Source organism: Citrobacter sedlakii, from assembly GCF_018128425.1.
Classification (GTDB): Bacteria; Pseudomonadota; Gammaproteobacteria; order Enterobacterales; family Enterobacteriaceae; genus Citrobacter_A; species Citrobacter_A sedlakii.
In genome coordinates, this window is sequence record NZ_CP071070.1 from 843056 (window position 1) to 863786 (window position 20731).

Annotated in this window: 17 protein-coding genes and 2 pseudogenes; 4 read left to right on the forward strand and 15 right to left on the reverse strand. The window is 53.6% G+C overall.

From position 1 onward, the window contains the following. Positions 1–40: 40 nt before the first annotated feature. The 14 genes and pseudogenes from ecpA to JY391_RS04095 all read right to left on the reverse strand — a co-directional run bounded on the left by ecpA (position 41) and on the right by JY391_RS04095 (position 13552). Positions 41–634 (reverse strand): common pilus major fimbrillin subunit EcpA, encoded by a 594-nt coding sequence (gene ecpA, locus JY391_RS04030; RefSeq protein ID WP_042292089.1) that lies wholly within the window; start codon positions 632–634, stop codon positions 41–43. Between the two features lie 578 nt (positions 635–1212). Further along, positions 1213–1932: a Crp/Fnr family transcriptional regulator gene (locus tag JY391_RS04035; RefSeq protein WP_042292087.1), complete on the reverse strand. Its 720-nt coding sequence runs from the start codon at positions 1930–1932 to the stop codon at positions 1213–1215. A 148-nt stretch (positions 1933–2080) separates the two neighbouring features. Then, positions 2081–3481 carry an EAL domain-containing protein gene (locus JY391_RS04040; RefSeq protein ID WP_211935261.1) on the reverse strand — a complete coding sequence of 467 codons (1401 nt, stop codon included), beginning with the start codon at positions 3479–3481 and terminating at the stop codon, positions 2081–2083. Positions 3482–3548: 67 nt separating this feature from the next. Continuing rightward, positions 3549–4454: a fimbrial protein gene (locus tag JY391_RS04045; protein WP_211935262.1), complete on the reverse strand. Its 906-nt coding sequence runs from the start codon at positions 4452–4454 to the stop codon at positions 3549–3551. A gap of 16 nt (positions 4455–4470) precedes the next feature. Next, positions 4471–4971 carry a type 1 fimbrial minor subunit FimG gene (fimG, locus tag JY391_RS04050; RefSeq protein WP_042292085.1) on the reverse strand — a complete coding sequence of 167 codons (501 nt, stop codon included), beginning with the start codon at positions 4969–4971 and terminating at the stop codon, positions 4471–4473. A gap of 12 nt (positions 4972–4983) precedes the next feature. Next, positions 4984–5511, reverse strand: coding sequence for a type 1 fimbrial adaptor subunit FimF (gene fimF, locus JY391_RS04055; protein WP_060569460.1), 528 nt, complete (start codon positions 5509–5511; stop codon positions 4984–4986). A gap of 10 nt (positions 5512–5521) precedes the next feature. Further along, on the reverse strand, positions 5522–8158 hold the full coding sequence (locus JY391_RS04060) for a fimbrial biogenesis usher protein (protein WP_211935263.1): 2637 nt from the start codon (positions 8156–8158) through the stop codon (positions 5522–5524). A gap of 74 nt (positions 8159–8232) precedes the next feature. Then, complete coding sequence (locus tag JY391_RS04065; RefSeq protein ID WP_042292079.1) at positions 8233–8937, reverse strand: fimbria/pilus periplasmic chaperone; 705 nt, start codon at positions 8935–8937, stop codon at positions 8233–8235. Between the two features lie 56 nt (positions 8938–8993). Further along, entirely contained in the window at positions 8994–9533 is a 540-nt protein-coding gene (gene fimI / locus JY391_RS04070) for a type 1 fimbrial minor subunit FimI (protein WP_042292076.1), read from the reverse strand. Between the two features lie 68 nt (positions 9534–9601). Next, the gene (gene fimA / locus JY391_RS04075) at positions 9602–10150 is read right to left on the reverse strand and encodes a type 1 fimbrial major subunit FimA (RefSeq protein ID WP_042292073.1); all 549 of its coding nucleotides are present in this window, start codon (positions 10148–10150) and stop codon (positions 9602–9604) included. A gap of 495 nt (positions 10151–10645) precedes the next feature. After that, positions 10646–11077: pseudogene (locus JY391_RS04080) on the reverse strand (tyrosine-type DNA invertase); the annotation flags it as partial. A gap of 12 nt (positions 11078–11089) precedes the next feature. After that, a protein-coding gene (locus JY391_RS04085; RefSeq protein WP_199957947.1) for an IS3 family transposase occupies positions 11090–12237 on the reverse strand; the annotation gives its coding sequence in 2 pieces (ribosomal slippage) (positions 11090–12000 and positions 12000–12237; 1149 coding nt in all). A gap of 63 nt (positions 12238–12300) precedes the next feature. Further along, positions 12301–12474 (reverse strand): annotated as a pseudogene (locus JY391_RS04090) (tyrosine-type recombinase/integrase); the annotation flags it as partial. A gap of 472 nt (positions 12475–12946) precedes the next feature. Next, positions 12947–13552: a tyrosine-type DNA invertase gene (locus JY391_RS04095; protein ID WP_042289022.1), complete on the reverse strand. Its 606-nt coding sequence runs from the start codon at positions 13550–13552 to the stop codon at positions 12947–12949. A 1486-nt stretch (positions 13553–15038) separates the two neighbouring features. On the opposite strand from JY391_RS04095, the gene JY391_RS04100 reads away from it, so the two are divergent. The 4 genes from JY391_RS04100 (at position 15039) to JY391_RS04115 (ending at position 19959) form a co-directional block, all read left to right on the forward strand. Continuing rightward, on the forward strand, positions 15039–15596 hold the full coding sequence (locus JY391_RS04100) for a fimbrial protein (protein ID WP_211935264.1): 558 nt from the start codon (positions 15039–15041) through the stop codon (positions 15594–15596). Positions 15597–15667: 71 nt separating this feature from the next. After that, a complete protein-coding gene (locus JY391_RS04105; protein WP_181822577.1) occupies positions 15668–16333 on the forward strand; it encodes a fimbrial biogenesis chaperone in 666 nt (221 codons plus the stop codon). Between the two features lie 15 nt (positions 16334–16348). Further along, positions 16349–18868 (forward strand): fimbria/pilus outer membrane usher protein, encoded by a 2520-nt coding sequence (locus JY391_RS04110; protein ID WP_211935265.1) that lies wholly within the window; start codon positions 16349–16351, stop codon positions 18866–18868. A 17-nt stretch (positions 18869–18885) separates the two neighbouring features. After that, a complete protein-coding gene (locus JY391_RS04115) occupies positions 18886–19959 on the forward strand; it encodes a fimbrial protein (RefSeq protein ID WP_211935266.1) in 1074 nt (357 codons plus the stop codon). Between the two features lie 9 nt (positions 19960–19968). Here JY391_RS04115 and JY391_RS04120 read toward each other — a convergent pair whose 3' ends face one another. Further along, positions 19969–20592 carry an ECs1377 family protein gene (locus tag JY391_RS04120; RefSeq protein ID WP_200035452.1) on the reverse strand — a complete coding sequence of 208 codons (624 nt, stop codon included), beginning with the start codon at positions 20590–20592 and terminating at the stop codon, positions 19969–19971. Positions 20593–20731: the final 139 nt, after the last annotated feature.

The following is a 20731-nucleotide window of genomic DNA, read 5'->3' on the forward strand; positions in this document are numbered from 1 at the left end:
AATTCGGGAGAGTACTCTCCCGAATTCGTTATCATCACGATTAAGGCGTCGTGGTCGGCGTCGTCCAGGTTGCGTTGAACTGAACTTTCACATCACCGCTCCAGTAGCCGTCCGGCAGAGTGGAATAGTCGGTTACCGGGGTGGTGCCGTCGACCGTTGCGGAAGCAATGGTAAATTTGAAATTAGACTGGTCGCTGACGCGCTCAGTGCCATTGTATGCGCCTTCCGCCAGCAAGTTTTCCAGGCCAGAGGTTTTAGATTTATTGACCAGAACGGTCTCGCTGGCGCTGGAAAGCGCGGTGCCATTCCACGCAACGCCTACGTCAAGCGTTGACGCATCGCCGCTGGCGTTGGTCAGCGTATTGCTAATAACCTGAGCAGTCAGTTCAAAGTCAGTCGCGGTGTCCTGACCCTGAATGGTAATATCAAACGCGCCGTCCTGGGAATTAAACGCATTTAACCCTTCGGCGTACTGAAAGGTCAGGGAATTAAGCGGGGTAACGACCAGCATACTTTTGGTATCTTTCGTTGCCGTAGCATCCCATGAGGCGGTCGCAGAGGCCGTTACATCAGCCGTCGCATTTGCTGCCGCAAAAACAGAAGCCAGAGAGGCAACCAGTAATATTTTTTTCATTTTTGTCTTCTCCTAAGAACTTATTCTCTGCGGGCGTCTGTTTATAAAATGGAAGCCAGCAGATCCTTTATTTGCGAACAACAATTGCCGCGATAAAAATTATCTTTTGAAATATATGTGTACTCAACAGTCGATAAATTTTATGAATAATAAAAAAGCCAGGAATTTTCCATTCAATAACGGCGATAAAGGGTTTTGTGTAGTATCTTTGTTTGGCAGAGAAGTTTGTATTAGGTTTTTTCTCTAAAAATAACACTGAAATAGATTTTTGGCCTGTTTTGACTTTTTGATTAAAATCAAAAAGTCAGTGAGCGCAAAGACCAGGAAATTTCTTATAAAACATAATGATACAGATTTATAACGCAAACGTTTTTAAATGCTTATTTTTTGTTAAAAATATGATAAATTTTATTTAAGATCGGAAAATTCTTATGTTTTTCGGGAGAACTGGAGAATATTCCGATATTTGCGCGTGTTTTTATGTCGCAGGCTGTTACTGATCAAGAGATTTATAAACGTCAGAAACAGTTTGAGGTGGGCAGAAAATGACACTCCGTGTCGTGACGGACGGGAATCCTTTAAAGCAGACTCTTTAACCCCAGATAACTATGTAGCGTGACCGTTCGGACGCGATGCAGACTAATGAGTCCAAGGTGTTCAAGCGCTTTTAATGACCGACTCACTGTTTCTATTTTAAGTTCCAGATAACTGGCGATATCTTCCCGGGAATAAGGCAGACGCAGCGTCGTTTCCGGACGGCCAATTCGCAAATGCATTTCATAGAATTCCACCAGAAAGGCGGCAAGTTTCGCGTCGGCATGTTTATTGGCGTAGCGCTGAAGCTTTTCCACCATAAAGCCGCTGTCATGGCTGAGAAATTTAATCACCGACGCCGCAACCGTAGGGTCGTTAGCGGCGGTTTCAAGTAAGCGGGAAAGATTGATATGACAAATCTCGGCAGCCGTGGCGGCTTTAAGTGTCGAAAGATAGCGCCCATCGTTTATCGCATCGAGCGCCATGATGTCGCCTGGCAGAAAGAAACGACTGACCACCGCCTTGTTATTCATTTCTACCTGAGCGGTGCAGTACCCCTCATGAATAACAAACAGCGACGCTGCCGGTTTTCCCTGTGAGGCGATGATATCGCCTGGCGCAAATCGTCTTCTCTTGTCGATCAACCCTCGTTCATTGTTACGGTCAATCGCGGTGCCTTTAGGACAGAGGGAACAGTGACGGGGAGGGAAAGGATTGCCGAGCGGCATGATGGAAATTCTACGTTCTCGCTTTTCCGGTTTCACGCAACAACTCCTGAGGCAAAGAGGGGGATTTTATCGCATCACCGCGCCGGGACAAGGGAATCGGCATCACTCCAGGAATTTTCATTGCGGGTCGTGATTATCTCACGCGCAAGGTTCGCCACGGATGAGGCCGCAATGGGCCGACGCCTTATGCGTCGGCTTTATCTTCACACACGTCCCGTTCCTCGCGCTCTCGCAGCATCAACGCCTCCAGTTCCATTCCGTTCACCGGCGGGGAAATAAGGTAGCCCTGAAAACGATCGATACCCAGCGCCTTCAGCATCCTGAACTTTTCGTCGCTGTCCACGCCTTCGGCAACGCAGCGGCTGCCGGTCAGCTTGCAGTAATAATGCAGACTTTTGATCAGCGCCAGCGCGTGGGGATCGTGCTGCATCTCGTTGACAATGCTCATATCCAGCTTGTATTCGTTAAAGCGGATCTGTCTGACCGGAAAAAACACGCTACCCTGCGAATAACAGTCGTCCAGCGCAATACGAAAACCGAGCCGCTGTAACTCTGCAATGTTGGCGGCGGCGTGAGCCTGTAACCGGAAATCAATGGTTTCAGCAAATTCCAGTACCAGCCTGTCGACATGTCGGGGCTGGCGCAACTGTTGACGTGCGGTTTCCAGCATGCGGGGAAGATGGATGTGACCGGCAATCGCTTGCGGTATGTTAATGGAGAAATAAAACGAGCCTGGATAGCGATTGATCTTCTGCACGGCCTCCTGCAGAACAAAGGCGGTGAGCACCAGCCAGGCATAGTCGGCCTGTATCTCTGGCAAAAACGCGCCGGGCTGGAGAATCGTCCCGTCGCGCCGCCAGCGCGAGAGGATCTCCATACCCTGTAGCCGCTGTTCGTCATCCACGATGGGCTGGAAAACCGGAAAAAGATCCCTGCAGTGGATTGCATGCACAAACTCACGCTCAAAAGCAGAGAGATCTTCGCCGTCTATTTTATTCTGCGCGGTCACCGGGTGACCGGGAAAATTCGCCGCCAGCTGCGGGTGATGTTCCGCCATCTTTTTCAGTCCTGAAGTTCTCTGGTTATAAAGGGTTTTTTGGCTCACGCCACGGTGCAGCGCCCGTTCCGCAATGTTGGCGCCGTGCAGTAAATCGAGAATGGTGATCAGTTCCGGTTTGCTGAGGCCGGCGGCGGGTTTATGGCGAATCAACGCCTCCTTTTCCGCCAGCGTCGGCAGGGGCGGATACGCCTGTAAAGCGTGACCGCGAAGCAGCGCCGCAATACAGCGGGCGGGCAGGTCGGACGAGGCGGCGCGCACTTCGGACAGCAACGCGCGGTCGGCGACAAGATGAAGAAGCGTGTGCCACAGCCAACCATTCGGACAGCGGCTGAGGATCAGCATCGGCAACGGCGTGGCGGCCTGATCCAGCAGAAGGGCCGCCTGTTGCAGCGTTGTGAGCAGCCAGAAAGGATCCTCCGGTAAAAACACCACTATCCGGCGTGCCGACGCCAGCGCCGGCAGCGGCGTCATCACCAGCGTTTGCGGATGCAGACGCGTCAGATGCCCGCGCTCTGGCGTCATCATTCTCGCCACTCCCTCGGCAGCGAACGCGCAGGGCGACAGAACATAATCCTGTCGTAACCCGCCTGCGTTACTGATAAACAAACGTCACCCCAATGATTGACTGTACGTTGCCTGCCGTGACCTGTCCGCTGGTGCGTGCGTAGTTGGCGGTGAGACCGAGACTGACGGCGGAGGTGCTTACCGTACCTAAAGAGACCGTACTGTTGGCGGGCACGATGCTGCCGTTGCGGGTAAGCTGAACGCCTACTCCTTTCGCCGGCGTGGCCGAGGCGGTATTGGTGAAGATCGAGTTTGCGGCATCCGCGGTGGCGCCGGAAAGGTAATACGCCAGATTCTGGCTTTGCGCGCAGTAGACCGTTAGCGGGATTGCTACAGAGCCGGGGTAGTCGGGTAGCGTCACCGTCACGTTGCGGGCCGAAACGTCGCAGCCGCCGGTGGGCACCACCACGTTGTTGTTGGCGTAGATGTTCCAGACAAACTGAAAGTCGTCGCTGTTTTTGTCGTTTCGCTGGCGAAGGATCAGCTTTGCGATAAGCGTACCCGCGCTGATCGCCACCCCGCCAGCGGAACTGATGGGCGTCAGGTAGAGAATGGTCGGCCACGGCTGATCGGTTTTCGAATTGTAGATGATCCGCGCGGTTTCGCTGGTGCTCGGGAACGGATAGCTGGTGCCATTATATTTGACGGTACCGGAAAAGCTCGACAAAACGCCGCCGTAGGCGGAACCCTGCTGAAGGGTCACATAGTCGGTCATGCTTTCCGGGTAGTCGTTATGACAAAAAATCTGCGTTGAAAGATCCACCACCAGGTTTTGCCCGACGTTGACGGCAGGCGCGAGATTGACATAGACATTAGCACTGCCGCCGCCAATGGGGATGGTCGTTCCGTTGGCGGTTTTACAGGCGAAGGACCAGGCGTTGAGCGACCAGCCCAACAGCAGCAGGGTGGTAAGTAGGGCGAACACTTTTTTCATCAACTTTTTCTCCTGCTCAGGCATAGGTATAAGTCACGTTAATCACCGCCTGAATCGTCCCCTGGGTCGCGCCGCCGTTCACCGAGAGCGCTCTAACCTGCAGGGGAAAACGGGCGGACTGCGAGGCGTCATCCACCTGTACTGATTTTGTTGCGCCGGTGTTCAGGGTATTGCCGCTGTCGTCCTGTAATTCGAGCTGGATATTGCTGGCGGTGCCCTGGTTTTTGTAATAGCCGGTGCTGTCAGCCGTACCGCTGAAGCTGGCGACCACGCGCGAGGTGCCAACCGGACAGTTGCTGAGATCGAGCGCCACGCTGTGCCATGCTGAAGACGATCCGGCAGACACCAGGCTGAAGGTGTAAAGATCGCCAAGATCGACGGTGGCATTGACGGTAGAGACCGTGCAGGGCTTCGCCACCACCTTGCCGTTTACCGTGATGGTCACGTCGGCGGCGTGCGGCGTTGGGGAGACCGCCAGCAGTACCGTTAACAGCCAGCCGGATTGAAACCATTTCATCAGAGCCTCCGCTTACTGAAATTCGAGAGTAAATGTTGCTGTCGCGTTAACGTGTCCCGGTGTTACCGGCACCTGTGTCGCCATCAGACGGGCGTAAAAATTCAGCGTGTTAGGCTGTCCGGGCGTCAATGTGGTCCACGGAATAGCGGAGGAAGCGGCGTTGAGCGGCAGCGACGTCTGCTGGCCATTGAGGATCTGCACGCCCATTCCCGCCGCCGCTGACGCGCCGCTATCAAGCTTTAAAAGGCTGGTGTTGTCGTTATCGGCGACGCCGACAAAGCCCACCTTCACCGCGGTTACTGAACTGCCGCAGGGGGACAGCACAATCCGAAATGGCACCAGCGGCGTCGTCGCGCCGACGCTGCTGAACTGCTTCGCGGCGTTATCCAGCAGGTCGACGGTGAAATCTTTTGATTCCCCCGCCACGGCGCAGGCGTTGTCTCTGACGTAGCCGCTGATGGTGATCGTGCTGTCAGCGGCCCGGGTGTTCGCGGCGACCAGCGAAAGCACCGCGACCAGCAGGTAAAAGCGTTTTTTCATCTTCATGTCCTTAACGGCATACCGCCGTGAGCTGGCTGAGCAACTGTTGCTGGCTTTCGGCGGGGAGACGGTAGTCCGCCACACAACTGGCGTTCGCGCCGTCGCCCCATTTCACCCGCACGCGCCCCGCAAGCGGCATTCCGCTCAGATAAACCTGGCCGTTATCGGCAACGATGCTGCCGCTCTGGTTGCTTTCCGATGTCACCATTGCGCCAAAGGGAACCGGTTTGCCGTTGTGGATCAACGTCATCAGTAGCTTCATCCCGACATGGGCTTTAAATTCCGCACGGACAATCGCACCGTGTGTCGGCACGACGCTGACCACCGCGTCGTCAAGATCGACATTGTCCGCAAGGGTGTTGGTGTCCAGCGCGACGCGGTTTTCCCGGTATTCCGTGGCGTACGGCAGAACGGCATAACCGCGCCAGTCGGTGCGGACACCCGTCTGGTTTTCCACTTTCGCGCCTTCCGCGCCCGGCGCTTTCACCAGCACCACCGTGTCATTTAGCGGCTGGCTGAACGTCACGCCGTTGGCATGCGCCAGCACGCCGCCGCTCATGCCGTAGTAGAGCTGTTTAATGCCGTCGCTACGGCTATAGCCGACGTTGGCGTTGCCGTAGCCGCCGCGATAGCTCAATGCGGCATAGCCGCTGCCGCCGCTGTTGCCCTCGCCGCCGCCCGCGTAGCCGGTCTGCACGCTGTAGCTCAGGTTATTGTCTTCCAGTAGCGTGCCGTACAGCCCTGCGAGGTTGGTCATCCGACCGTTAAGATCGTCGGACATGCTGTAGCTGGCGCTGGCGTGGCGCCAGACGGATTTGCTGTCGGATCGCAGCCAGTGACTGAACGGGATATTGACGTTGATGGCCAGCATCTGATCGCGTCCGTCCTGCCAGGCGTTTTTGGTCAGGCTGTAGCTCAGTGTCCAGTTGATGTCGTTAATGGCGGCGTTCAGTCCGGCCTGAAACTGTTCGTCGGCGCTGTCGTTGCCCCAGTAAGTCTGATGGCTGCCGCTCAGATAGAGCGTGGCGGTGCGGCCTAACTGTTGAGTGACACTGACCTGCACCTTGCCGCGCTTGTTATAGGCAAGGTTGTAGTAATCGGTGAACGTGGGCTTCACCTGAATCACGCCATCCTGGGTCTGCACGTCATAGCCGCTCATCCGCTTGTAGGTGGTGTCGGCAAAGCTGTAATACCCCTGCGTGGAATAGCGATAGCCCACCAACTGAATGTTGGTGCCGACATCGGTGAGCGACTTGTTATAGAGAAAACGGACCGACTGACCCTGATGTTTACTGTCATCGGGCAGGGTGGAATTGGCTTGTGTCACGTCAACCGACAGCGCGCCCAACTCTCCCATGTTTTTACCGACCCCGAGGTTGAAGGCGCGATAGCGATCCGCCAGTTGGGTGCCGCCATACAGCGTCCAGCCAGCCGGAAGCCCGTGCAGCAGGGTGCTCTGAAAGAATTTAGGTTCTTCCTGCTGATCGTTACCGCTACGGTATTCCCCGGCGGTGAGGGCAAAACGGGTATGGCCTTCACGTTGCAGCACCGGAACCGACGAATAGGGCACGGTGAAATTCTGGCTGCTGCCATCGGCTTCTTTGATCGTGACCTGCAGATCGCCGCCGTTGCCAGCCGCGTAGAGATCGTTAATGGTGAACGGTCCCGGCGGCACCGTGCTGTGGTAGATCTCATAACCGTTTTGTTTGACGGATACCTGCGCCGTCCCGCGGGCAATACCGTGGATCACCGGGGCAAACCCTTTTTGGCTGTCCGGCAGCATGTTGTCGTCAGAGGCCAACTGCGCGCCACGGAAGTTAATCCCGTCGAAAATATCGCCGTTGGTGTAGCTGTCGCCAAGCGTCAGTCGTGAACGTAAAGGCGTGATATCCCGCTCCAGCCAGGTGTTGACGTGCTGCCACCTGTTTTCATTACTGGATGCACTTCCGCCGCTGCTGTAGCTCCAGGTGGTGTTATCACGCAAACGCCAGGCGCCAAGATTCAGCCCGCTCTGCAAGTTCAGATACGCGTAATGACTGCTGCCGCCGACATCGTTTTCGACATTATTACCCGTAAAGTTGTAGTTCAGCAGCCCGGCGGTGATGCCGTTATCCCACATTTCCGGCGGGATATAACCGCGCGCCTGGCTTCCCATAAAGGCCTGAGGGATGGTCAGGTACAGCCGCTGTTGCCCCACGTCTAAACGGGCAGTGGCGTCTTTAATCATCCCGGTTAACGGCACACAGGCGTCAGCCGCCAGCGTGTTGATGTCACTGACGGCTGCGGCGTTCAACCCCATACTGACAAGCTGGCCGCGCGTCAGGCATGGCGCTAACCCATGACCATTTTCGCTGGCATTGAAGGTGACATCGCGGGTGGTCATATACCCGTTGTTAAGGTAAATATCCACGCGATACGTGCCCGGCGGCAGTTCCTGCCCCTTTTCGAAGCCGGAAAGATCCGCCACGGCCGCAGGGTCGTCCGCCAGAAAACGCGGGTTAAAATAAAGCTCCGCTTGCGCGGAAAATGAGTGCGAGGCAAGCAAAAGGGCAAAGGGGAGCAGCGCCTGTGCGCCAGCCAAACGCGTGGCGTCATGCCGCCTACGCCGGGACCCCAAACGTTCGAGTCCAAATTTCAGATATGACATAGTCCCTCCGGTCCGAAATCGCCCGGCTGTCAGTTCTTTTTTTGTTCAGGGGATCTCGCAGGTTTCCCCGTTCGTTATTGCATTGCGCCTGTCATACGCGGCGTCAGCGCGCCATAATCATTTATGGTCTTGTAAGTAATCTCGCGACCCGCATCGGCCGGTAACTTCACCTGGGCTTCGCCCATCGGCGGGACCAGCGCGTTTTCCAGCACCCTGGTGCCGGCATTGAGTTCGGTGACCGTCAGGTAATAAGGCGTCGGGTTAATCAGCGTCAGCGTGCCCGGCGCGCGGCGAAATCGCAGCTTTGCTGGCGCCTCATCCGGTGACATCGCCAGTTTGGCTGGACGGTAATAGAGCTTGATGCGGCTAATGATCGCCAGTTGCAGGGTATTCTCGCTGAGCTTCGACTTGTCCATCGACGGAATCGCTTTTACGTTCATCCAGAACAGGCTTTCCCGGTCTTGCGGCAACTGATTATTGGTCGCGTCAAGAATGCGTAAGGTGTTCTCTTTCTTTCCCTGCATGGCAAACAGCGGCGGCGTGACCACAAAGCGTCCGTCCTTCGCGCCGTCGGCGTTTTCCACCCACGACTGGATCAGATACGTGCTGCTGTCGTCATTGTTGGTGACGGCGAGCTGAACCTGTTTCTGGCCCGCCGGATAAATCACCCGGGTCGCGCCCAGCGCCACGCCTGCGTCAGCCTGAGAAGACACGCCCAGGGTGGCGACCAGCAGTAACCCGGCCAGCAGGCCGCGCGTCATAGCCCATGTTTTGTTCATGTTTACCCTTGTTATACTCACCGTCGTTTCCTGTATTCCGTTTCTCTGCGGGTTAATTACTGGTAGGTCAAAGAGAACCAGGCCTGGGCATTCGCGGCCCCCCCGGTTACCTGGCGTCCGGTTGAACGATACTTCGCGATGAAATGCAGCGTCGTTGGCCCGGAATAAAGTCGTGTCCAGCTCAGCGGCGGACTGTTAAGCGGCACCAGACTGCCGTCTTTATCGAATAACGCGATGCCGATCCCGGTCGCGATCCCGGGTCCTTCACCCACGGAGAGCACGTCGGGATTTTTACCATCGGCTACGCCATGAAACGCCACGCCGACACGTTGGCTTACCGAAGTGCTGCAATCCTGAAGATGAATATCAAAAGGCACCGGGTCCGTATCTTCACCTGGCGCATGAAACCGATTACTGCTGATTTGTCCCATCTGTACCGTCATCTGCCTGTCGCCTGCCTCGACGCGGCAGGATTCGGCGATAATGACCCCCTGAAAACGTAAGTTCCCGCCGGGTAACGTCACATTCCATTTGTTCCCGGCCAGCGCGCAAACGGGAAACAGAAGGATCAGCAGACCTGATTTCATCCATTGCATCGTTATCACCTCAGTCCTGTTGCGGATAACGGGCCGTCCTGGCCCTGAATGCGTCCCTGTCAGAGGGATTATTCGTACTGAACTTTGAAGGTTGCGTCGGCGTTTGCGATACCGGCAGTCGCAGCGCCTGTCGCGTAGTAACGCGCCTGGAACGGGATGTTGGTCGGGCCGTCATTCAGGGCTGTCGCCGCGCTAAAGGTTGCGCCGTCCAGCGCCAGCGGGGTGCCCTGACTGTCGAGGATCTGCACGCCTACGTTGGTTGCGCTACCGGCGGCGGAGTTTTGCAGCGCCAGTACGGTGGTGTTGGTGGCGTCAACCGCTGCGCCAGAGAACGCAACAGACGCTTTGGTGGCGACGCTGGTATCGCAATCAACCAACTGAATGTTGAAGCCCACTGCGGAACTGGTGCTCCCCGCCGTCGCCAGTTTTGCTGAACGCACCTGGCCCAGACGAACGGTTTGATCGACAGAACCGGCATCAACGGCGCAGGCTGCGTTAACGACTTCCCCTTTAAAATGTACTGTACCGCCGTTCACCGTGGTGGTATCGGCCAGAGCCGCCGCGGAGGTCAGGGACAGTGCTGACATAGCAACGATTGCCAGTGTTTTAATTTTCATGTTGTTTTCCTTTAAACAAAATCGATGTAACGAACCGAAATGGGCAGTCGTTGTGCCTTCCAGGCATTCCCTATTTCAGCCGAATGGTGCGACTGCCGGTTCTGCACAGTTTTTACCCAATTTATGAGACAATTGGGGCCATTTTGACTCATCGGGATAAATGGCTTTTGGATGGTTTATTTGTGGTGTTTTTTAATTTTTTGTATTGGTGTTTGAAGTATTTGAAGTGTAAAAAACTGATATTTTAATTTGTTCAGCAAGCGAGATCTGAAAAGACGTGAGAAGACAAATCGGTGAGAAGCCATCCGTCGGGGAAGAATGTTGTGAAAAAAGACTTAATATAATGATTGGTTAATCAATGAGATAACATGGAATTTGAGATAAATCTTAACTTGTTAGTTGCAATGCTTAACTAAATTTTTTTATGATATAAACAGTTTGGCCCCAATTGACCTGTTCGGTCTAGACTTTTGTGTTCCTTTTCAATGATTTAGTTTATTTCTTTTTCCCTTGTGAAATTTCGTCTATCAGATTGTTTCTCTCCCATAATCCGGCAAAACGCGCGGCATTACTGGCGGTATAACGCACGGTATGGCGAATATTGCGATGGCCGAGATAGTCCTGAATAAGTCGCGTGTCCGTCCCCCTTTCGGCAAGTTCATAACCGCAGGCGTGGCGGAGCATATGGGGATGGGTATGGGTGACGGTACCGGCATCAATTCCGGCCGCGCGAATGATGCGATACGCCTGCTGACGCGACAGTGGCGTACCCCGGCGGGAAATAAACACCGCGTCGGTGCGGCCTGCCCCACGCCAGTTCGCGCGCTGTTGGCTCCAGCGTTCGACGGCTTCGCGTTCATCAAAGCGCAGCGGGTGAATGGTTGAAAAACCATTCTTCAGCCGTCGGATATTAATACGCCCTGAATCGCCACGGATAACCTAGACACTTCTGAGTCGTTGATAATATAGGTTTTCATATTCAACTGGTGGCATCTGCTCGCTCGAACCATGCCGACGCTTACTGTTATAAAACATTTCGATGTAATCAAAAATATCGCTTCTGGCTTCGTCTCTAGTTCCGTAGATCTTTTTCTTAATCCGTTCGCGCTTCAGTAGCTGGAAAAAGCTTTCCGCAACCGCATTGTCGTGGCAGTTTCCGCGACGGCTCATGCTGCCTTCCAGACCGTGTGATTTCAGGAACGACTGCCACTCATGGCTCGTGTACTGACTGCCCTGATCAGAGTGAACCAGTACCTGCTTTTGAGGATTACGCCTCCACACCGCCATAAGTAATGCGTTCAGGACAATCTCTTTTGTCATTCGGGGTTGCATTGACCAGCCGATAACTTTTCGGGAGAACAGGTCAACCACCACGGCCAGATACAACCAGCCTTCGTGGGTTCGGATGTAGGTTATGTCCGTAACCCAACGTTCATCCGGTGCTTCCGGGTTGAACTGCCGCTGGAGCTTGTTGGGCGTCACAATACTGGCTTCACCTTTACGCGCCCGTGGACTTCGGTATCCGACCTGAGCCTTTATCCCCACACGTTGCATCAACCGCCAGACTTTGTTTACACCGCATTGTTGCCCGGAATCCCGCAGATCGAGATAGATCTTGCGATAGCCATAAACACAGCCCGACTCCAGCCAGAACTGCTTAATATGTCCCGTCAGCTTCAGGTCAGCATGATACCGTCGTGAATGTGGCTGCTTAAGCCAGGCGTAAAACCCACTTGGATGCACATCCAGCACCTGGCAGAGCAGGCGGACAGGCCAGCAACGATTGTTGTCACGGATAAAGGCGTACCTCAGTCGGACAGCTTTGCGAAGTACGCCGCGGCTTTTTTTAATATATCCCGTTCGTCAGTAACCCGCTTTAACTCCTTCTGGAGTCGGCGGATCTCGGCCTGAGCATCTGACTGTTCATTATTAGTGGAAGAATCCGGACCGTACTTCTTTATCCAGGCGTAAAGGCTGTGGGTGGTGATATCGAGACGAGTTGCAACGCTGGAAACAGAATGACCACGATCAACAACCTGTTTGACTGCTTCAATTTTAAACTCTTCAGGATAACGCTTACCGCTCATGGGCACCTCTCTTTAAGTCATCTTAAATGACTCTGGGGTGTCTGTTAAACCCGTGGCGATTCACCCCTCATGAAGATCGAGGTCGCGGTAATGCAGGTCGAGGAGTTCACTGATCCGCATCCCGTGACGGAATGCCAGCAGAATAAGGCAATAATCCCGTTCTCCGGTCGGACCGTGACGAGCGGCCTGCATCATCGCCTGAACTTCTTTGCCGGTAAGATAACGACGTCGATTCACAATACATTACTCCTGAATGGGTTTCTGCTAATGAACACCTGTAAAAAACCATGACGATTAAAAAATAATCGACGATGTTAAAGGCGTATTATATGCGGGGAAATAATCACAAAATGGTGATTACATTACTTTTACACATGAGGAAATCATTGCCACATGATAAATCTTATTTTTATTTATTTTAAGGATTACCACAACCGAACCCGAAGGCGTTAATGTCAGGTGGTTAAAAATAAAAGGAAAATAGTTCGCGTTGCCGATATTTTCAGCGAAAGAAGATAAGCTGAATGGTTTAACCTTGGGATTAATAAAAATCTGATATCCAGAGTGATTACAAGGATATAATAAGTATCGCAATTATTAATTACATGAACATGCCTGAACGATAATCATAATTAACATAGGGTTAATGTTGATTAAACTTCGGTAAGCAGAAGGTTATTTTTTAACACCATCCATGGCGTTAGCTTTATCAGAGTGAAAGAGCGTTACGTTGTTTAAGTTTTGTGTCGTCCCAGATACCATAAAAACGCCCGGCGTTGCTGGCGGTGTACCAGACGGTGTGGCGGATGTTACGGTGGCCGAGGTAGTCCTGGATCAGGCGGGTGTCGATTCCCATATTGGCTAAGGCGAAGCCGCAGGAGTGGCGAAGCATATGCGGATGGATTTCCAGCGGCAGTCCGGCGTTATCGCCAGATGCGGAAATGATTTGATAAAATTGCTGGCGAGAAAGCGGGTTTCCTTTTCGTGATAAAAATAACCATTCGCTGTCGGAGTGCGGATACGTTCCGCGAATATCCAGCCAGTTTTTCAGCGCCTGGATTTCTTCACCTAATAAAGGATGGGTGGTAGAGAAACCCTTTTTCAGTCGATGGATATAAATACACTTTGATTTGATATCAATGTCTGAAATTTGCAGACGGCAGATTTCGCTGGCACGAAACCCGTGGATAAAACACAGTAGTGTCAGGCAGTAATTGCGGGCAGCGTGAGGTCCGGTATTGGCTGCTTTGAGAAGCGACTCTATTTCATTCTGAGTCAGGAAGTTCCTTTTTTTGTTATCGGCGCTGTTTTTCATTAGGTTCCCTTTTTTTTGCAGGCATGCAACTGTTCTGCTCATCACCATCAATCCAATGGCTCTTCCGGTTTTACTCGTTATTTATAGGCACTTTGTCGGGGGTAAAAATCGCCTGGCCCCTGCTGCGCTGAACCGGATAGTTAAAACGGCGGTTGTTCGTTAGGTCATGACGTATTGCCATTCCCTGGGGAAAGCCTCCTCGGACATCTTGCGGTGTAGTGATGTTTAAGACTGAAAAAAAACGGTTTTCCGGGTGGTTTCCACGTCCTGTTCATTCTTACTCCTCTGGATGATGAACTCAGAAGCCCCTGTGGTTGATATAAACATACCAACCGCGCCAAATGTATTGGCCTTTAATCGGTATACGCAACGACCACGTTTTTCGTGGGCGGAGATCCCGACAACCAGGCAAATAGGGTGCAAGTGACTTCAGTGAATACGAAGAACATTATGGCAGCCTGGCTAGCATTCACTGCAATACTACAACAATGATTAAACCATACTGCAAAAAACAGCCTGAGAATAGTCATAATAAGCACAAGCGGGGGAATCGGCGCAAAAATCATATTTTATCATGACCAGGATGATTCCCGCTTAACGCTAAAAAGTTACCGGATAAACGTGTATTCTTCACCGTCGACAGGGGGAGGTTACCCACCATTTCTTGCAGGTTATTTAATCAGGGTGTTTGTAATAGCCTATTTTCATTCAAAAAAGTTGTTGGCGTGCGTAACGATTCACCAGGCTGCTTTGTTAGGGGGAATTTTGCGCAGTGGGTATATTTACCCTAACGCAAAGCGCCAGCACAATATAGGTTGTCAGGTTGAAGAAATACTTTGCAACAAAAAGGCACCAGGCGAGTAAATAATAACGCAGGCAACTAATATCGTAGTGAAACTGACTTTACCGGGCATGCTCCGACCGCAACATCGCGAGCGTCATATCGGGTGATACATTGCTCTGCTACACCTCTTTATCAGTACTTACTGGAACGCTACCCGCAGTTTAAGGCTGTCATGCCCTGGGCGAACGCAATACAGATAATGCGTATTAGGATTAATCCTAATTTTGAGTACGGTATTACGTTATTGCGCAATTTTTCAGCATGAAGATGATCAGATATAGGGCTATTTGTTGCAACTATGTTTACTTATGCTGATGGTATTGTTCTTGCTGATACAGCAAGAAAAAATATTAACAAAAATATTAATGCTGACTTTTATTTTTTCTTAGCTTGCTAAATTTTATTTTATTGCGTTTTGTATCAAGGCAAAATAATATTTATTTAATCTTAAGTGGGGCTTACCACTGTCTCTATATTAGCGGCAATGTTAATGCATTGTCAGGCTACTGCAATACCTTATACCTCGTATTATCACGAACGGATTGTGAATATTATTAGCAGGACAACGCGAAGGGAGGAATACTGGACATTCAGTGTTCGGTGAAAGTAAACATTAATTATATGTGACAAAAGAGCAAGATAATGAAAAAGCGTATTCAAGCAACTGCCGTGTTGGTCAGTGTATTCCTCTCTGGCGCAGCCAGTGCCGCTGGAAGTGTACCGACTTTTAAGGGAGCCGGTGGCAATGTTGAATTTACCGGTGAGATTGTTGACAGCTCGTGCAATGTCACCTCGACCTCAAAAAATCTGCATGTCGATCTGGGCCATTGGGCGAAAAGCTATTTCACCAGCGTGGGTGATGAGACGACAAAAAAACCGTTCAGCATCAATGTGGATAATTGCCCGGCATCCGTTACCTCGGTGGCGGTATTATTTGACGGGCAAAAAGATAAAACGGATCCCACGCTGTTGGAAGTGGCAGCCGGTTCTGCAGGAGGCACTGCGGCAACCGGCGTTGCGATAAAACTGTATAACGCCAGTAATGCATCGCAAATTCAGTTGGGTCAGTTATCGGAAGCCGTGGCGCCGGTCAGTGCAAAAGCTCAGCTGGATTTCCTGGCGGATTATCGGGCCACCACGACCACGGTGACCGCCGGTCCCGCAAACGCGACGGCGACGTTTCTGATGGTCTACAACTGATTCCCGTTTGGGCAGGCGTAATGCCTGCCCGGTCAGCGTTCCTGTTCTCTTTTTCCTGATGGTTATTCGCAATGAAACACATTCTTGCCGCTCTGTCGGCATCTTTATTACTGCTTAGCATAACGGCTCAGGCTGGCATCGTGATGGGAGGAACCCGCGTAATTTATCAGGAAGGGAAGCGGGAGGCGTCGATGACGGTAACCAATGCCGATACGCAAACACCGTATCTGGTGCAATCCTTTGTCGATAATGTCGCTGAGGGCGACCCGCGTCCGGTGCCGTTTGTGGTAACGCCGCCGCTGTTTCGGCTTGAGCCTGAGCAGCAGAACGTGCTGCGTATTACTTTTACCGGCGGCGAGCTGCCTGCCGATCGGGAATCCGTCTTCTGGTTGAGTATCAAAAGCATTGCGCCGTCGCAAAAAGATGACGTCAACAAGTTGCAGATTAACGTCAAATCACGTTTCAAACTCTTTTATCGCCCTGCCGGGCTGAAAGGAGAGGCTAACCAGGCCTGGCAAACGTTGACATTTAGCCAGAACGGAAACCAGTTAGCGGCCACGAATCCCACGCCGTATTACGTCTCTTTTTTCTCTCTGTCGGTGGGCGGGTACGACATTTCTCAGCCGGGAATGATGGCGCCTTTCAGTACCCGGACGTGGAACGTTAACAACCACGGAACGGTGAAATGGCGTGCGATCAACGATTTTGGCGGCGTGACCGACTATGCGCAGCAGTGACGCTAACAACGAACGATGCCGGGCGACAGCACCGTGAAAGAACGCATTTATTCTGCCTCCTGTAACCGGTCTGGCCTGCTGTTGGCCACGCTGCCGACGGTGATCATACTGTTGTTGCATCAGCGGCTGGCCTGGGCCGATGATTATTTTGATCCGGCCGCGCTGGAGTTAAGCGATCCGCAGCAAAAAATGGCGGATCTGCATTACTTTGCCAAAGCGGGGGGACAGCAACCGGGAACGTATCCTGTCGGCATCTGGGTCAATGACCAGCAGATCGCGCAGGAGAACGTCACCTTTGTCGAGGATAACGGGACGCTGCGGCCAGTCCTTACTGCCGCACAACTGGAGGAATACGGTGTTAACGTTAGCGCGTTTTCCGCTTTCGACCGACTGCGTGAAGGGGAGACTTTTACCCGCATAGAACAGTACATTCCCGATGCCAGCAGCCGGTTTGAGTTCTCGACCCAGCGCCTTAACCTCAGTATTCCGCAAGCGGCGATGAAGATCATGAGCCGGGGCTACGTTGATCCCGCCCGTTGGGATGACGGGATCCCGGCCGCGTTTGTGGATTACACCTTCAACGGTTCGCAAACCCGTCAATCCGACGCTGATGGACGTTCCAGCTATCTGAATTTACGCAGTGGCGTGAATCTTGGCGCGTGGCGGTTGCGCAATATTTCGTCAATGCAGTATGACAAAACTCGCCGCTGGGACGCGCAGAGCACCTGGCTGCAGCGGGATATTCGTTCGCTGAAAAGCCAATTGCGCATGGGGGATACTTACACCAGCGGCGAGGTATTTGACAGCGTACCGTTTCGTGGGGTGCAACTGATGTCGAAAGACGACATGCAGCCGGACAGCATGAGCGGTTTTGCTCCGGTGATTCGCGGCGTCGCGCACAGTAACGCGAAAGTAACCCTTTCCCAGCACGGCTATGTGATTTACGAAACCTACGTCTCGCCGGGCGCGTTCGCCATAAAAGATCTCTATCCCACCGCGCAAAGCGGCGATCTGGAGATCAACGTTAAAGAGAGCAACGGTACTGAGCGCCGCTGGACGCAGCCGTTCGCGGCGGTGCCGTTTATGCTGCGCGAGGGGTTAACGACATACAGCCTCAGCGTAGGGCGGTATCATGCCAGCGGCGATGACAGCCGTTCCCCTCTGTTTATGCAGGGCACGCTTTTTTACGGTCTGCCGGATGAGTTGATGCTGTATGGCGGGACGCAACTGGCGGAGGATTATCATGCGGTTGCCCTTGGCGCCGGACATGGGTTAGGCATCCTGGGCGCGTTGGGCGCGGATACCACCTGGGCGGCTACCGCAACGCCGTCCGGAAAACGTTACGCTGGTTATTCGGTGCGTGCGCAGTACCAGAAGAATTTCACCGGCACTGGCACCTCTTTCAGTCTCGCCAGCTATCGTTACTCTTCCAGCGGCTTTTATGATCTGAGCGAGGCGGTGACGCTGGAGCGACGCGACGGACCGCGTTGGAACAAGCGCAGTCGCGAGGAAATCGCCCTTAACCAGTCTCTGGGCGAGGTGGGGAGTCTTTCCCTTTCTGCCTATGCCCAGGCGTACTGGCACAGCGACCAGCGCGAACAAACGATGCATGCTGGCTATTACAGCGCCTGGAAAAGCATTTTCTGGAGTCTGGGGTATTTTTACACCCGGTCGGCAGGGCATCAGGAGGCTGACCGTTCGTGGTCATTCAACATGACTATTCCGTTGGGCGGCGCGTTGTCCGACAACGCTGTTAGTTACAACACCGCGACGGATAATCACGGCGACACCTCGCACCAGTTGGCGATGTATGGTTCGGTGCCAGGACAGGCGAATCTGAATTACGCCCTGCAACAGGGATACGCCAACCAGGGGCAAGGGAACAACAGCAGCGCCTCGCTGGAATACCACGGTGGCTACGCCACCACGCAAATAGGCTATCGTCGCGATCCTGACAGCAGCCAGCTTACCTGGGGCGCCTCGGGGTCTGTTATCGCTCATCCCCATGGCATTACCCTGGGCCAGAATGTCGGTGACAGCTTCGCCATCGTTCGGGCGCCGGGGGCGACGAACGTTGCGATTCAGAACGGCAATAACGTTCATACCGACTGGCGCGGGTATGCCGTGGTGCCCACGCTGACGCCCTATCACAAAAACGTGATCACGCTCGATTCGGCGTCGTTGTCAGACGATGCCGACGTGGAAATGGAGGGGGCGACGGTGATCCCCGGCGGCGGCGCGGTGGTTGAAGCCCGTTATCAAACCCATATTGGCCATCGCGTACTGTTTACGTTGCATCACGGTCGGCATTCGCTGCCGTTTGGCGCCAGCGCACAGGTTCAGGGTGATGAAGGGGCGATGAGCGGTATCGTCGCTGAACGCGGCCAGGTTTATCTGAGCGGCGTTCCCAGCAACGGCGTTCTGGAAGCGCGATGGGATGAGGGCGGCGTGGCGCGTCGCTGCGTGCTGCATTTTCATATTGACGAGTCGCAAGCGCATAAAACGGTCAAGGCTATCTCTGGCCCCTGTCTCTGAATTACGAGGACGTTGTCATGTCAGTCATTATTCGCATCATCACCGGACTGTTGCTGCTGGCGGGAACAGTCAGCCAAAACGCATGGGCGGAAACTTGCCAGGCCAGTACCCGCCAGATGACGATTAACTTTAATAATATTCGTTACTTACCGGCGTTAGGTACCCATATGCAAATGAGCGCCACGATGCAGGCTAACGGCGGCGGTATTCACTTCACCTGCGACCGGCAAAATGCGGCATCGTCTTTGAAGAAGATTGTGTATAACCAGAAGGGACAAAGCATTGCCACGATCAACGGACATGCGGTGTTCAGCGCCTCGCTGCCAGGTATTGGTTATTCATTAAGTTTTCAGTGTGACGGCGGGCCGCAAACCTTTATCACCGCCGGTTCGTCGACGGTGGTCTGCGACAGCGCAACGCTGCCGGCCATGCTGTCGGCGCGTGAGATCACCGTCACCCCGTTCGTCACGTTTTATAAAACGGGCGATATTCAACTGGTGAGTAATAACCACGCCTCCTCCGGCGCGTTGCCGGGGGTAGGCACTCTGACGCTGAGTGACAACGGTGGTGGCAACGGGACGCTGTCCACGCATGACGTGAGCCTCGATCTGGCGGCGATGAACGTGGACATCGGCAACAGCGGCAGCTGTCGCGTCGCGACCGGCAGTATCAAGGTCAACCTGGGGAAAGTGAAGCGGACGGATTTCACCGGCGAAGGGACGACGGGCGGAACGCCGACGGCGTTTTCCATCCCTGTTTACTGCACTGCGCCTGTTGAACTGCGGATCGGCTTTTTTGGTACGCCAGCGGTAAGCGGCAGCCGCGACGCGCTGGCGGTTGTCCGTACGTCGGGCGGCGCGGAGGGGGTGGGGGTCAGACTCAGCTATGGTAATAACGGTGCTGGCGCTCCGGCTGCCGGTACGCGGGTGACGCTCAACGACGCGGTGTCGCCGATCGTGAAGCATATGACGGCCTCCAGCGCATCGGCGGCGACGCCGGTGAATTTTATCGCCCAGTATGTTCAGACCGGCGCAACGGTGACGGCGGGTTCGGCAAATAGCAGCGCAACCTTCGTGCTGGACTACAACTGAGACGACTGGTTAAAGATGATAAGCCGTGATGGTGCGCACCGTTCCCGTCAGGGTGTCAAACACCTCCACGTCTGTTGTCTGAATGGGCATACCGGACGCGCGCAGGCGCTGAATATCGGCGGCGATACGCTGGATGCCCAGCCAGAAAAGTCCGTCGAGCGCGTTTACCGCCAGTCCGCTTTCCAGCGCCAGACGCAGACGATCTTCAGGCTGTTTTGTCTCGCTGGCCACCTGCTGATAAGGCGCGGTAGTAAGGGTTTGATCGTCCATACGGCGAATGCGGGAGGATAAGCGGTAGCGAAACGCGTCCGGGACGCGACTGAGATCGGCGCTGATGCTATAGACCTGCCCGCGACGCTTTTCATTGATCAGCACGCTTTTCTGGGTAAGCGAGAATTCCTTGCGCAGCTTATCGATGAGCTGTGGTGTGCGGGTGAGCAATAAACGAAAGGGCAGTTCGAAGCTGGTGACGTAATCGACATTGAGCAACGCAATCCGGAGCCGTTCTTCAACGCCCGCCTGCTCCTGCTGACACTCTGCCAGAACGTCCTTCCACTGGCTGGCAATACGCGGCGATTCATTGATCTCGGTGAATTGATATTTCTCAATCAGATAATCGATACGCCTGGCCATGTTGCTTTCCTTCCTGTTCGCTACGCATCTCCCCGTGTGGCACAACATAGCATAGAGAAAGCCGCAGAATACAGCGACAAGTCCAGCAAAACGTGTTTAAGAACGCTTAAAAAAATTATTTTATTAATGATTTTTCAAT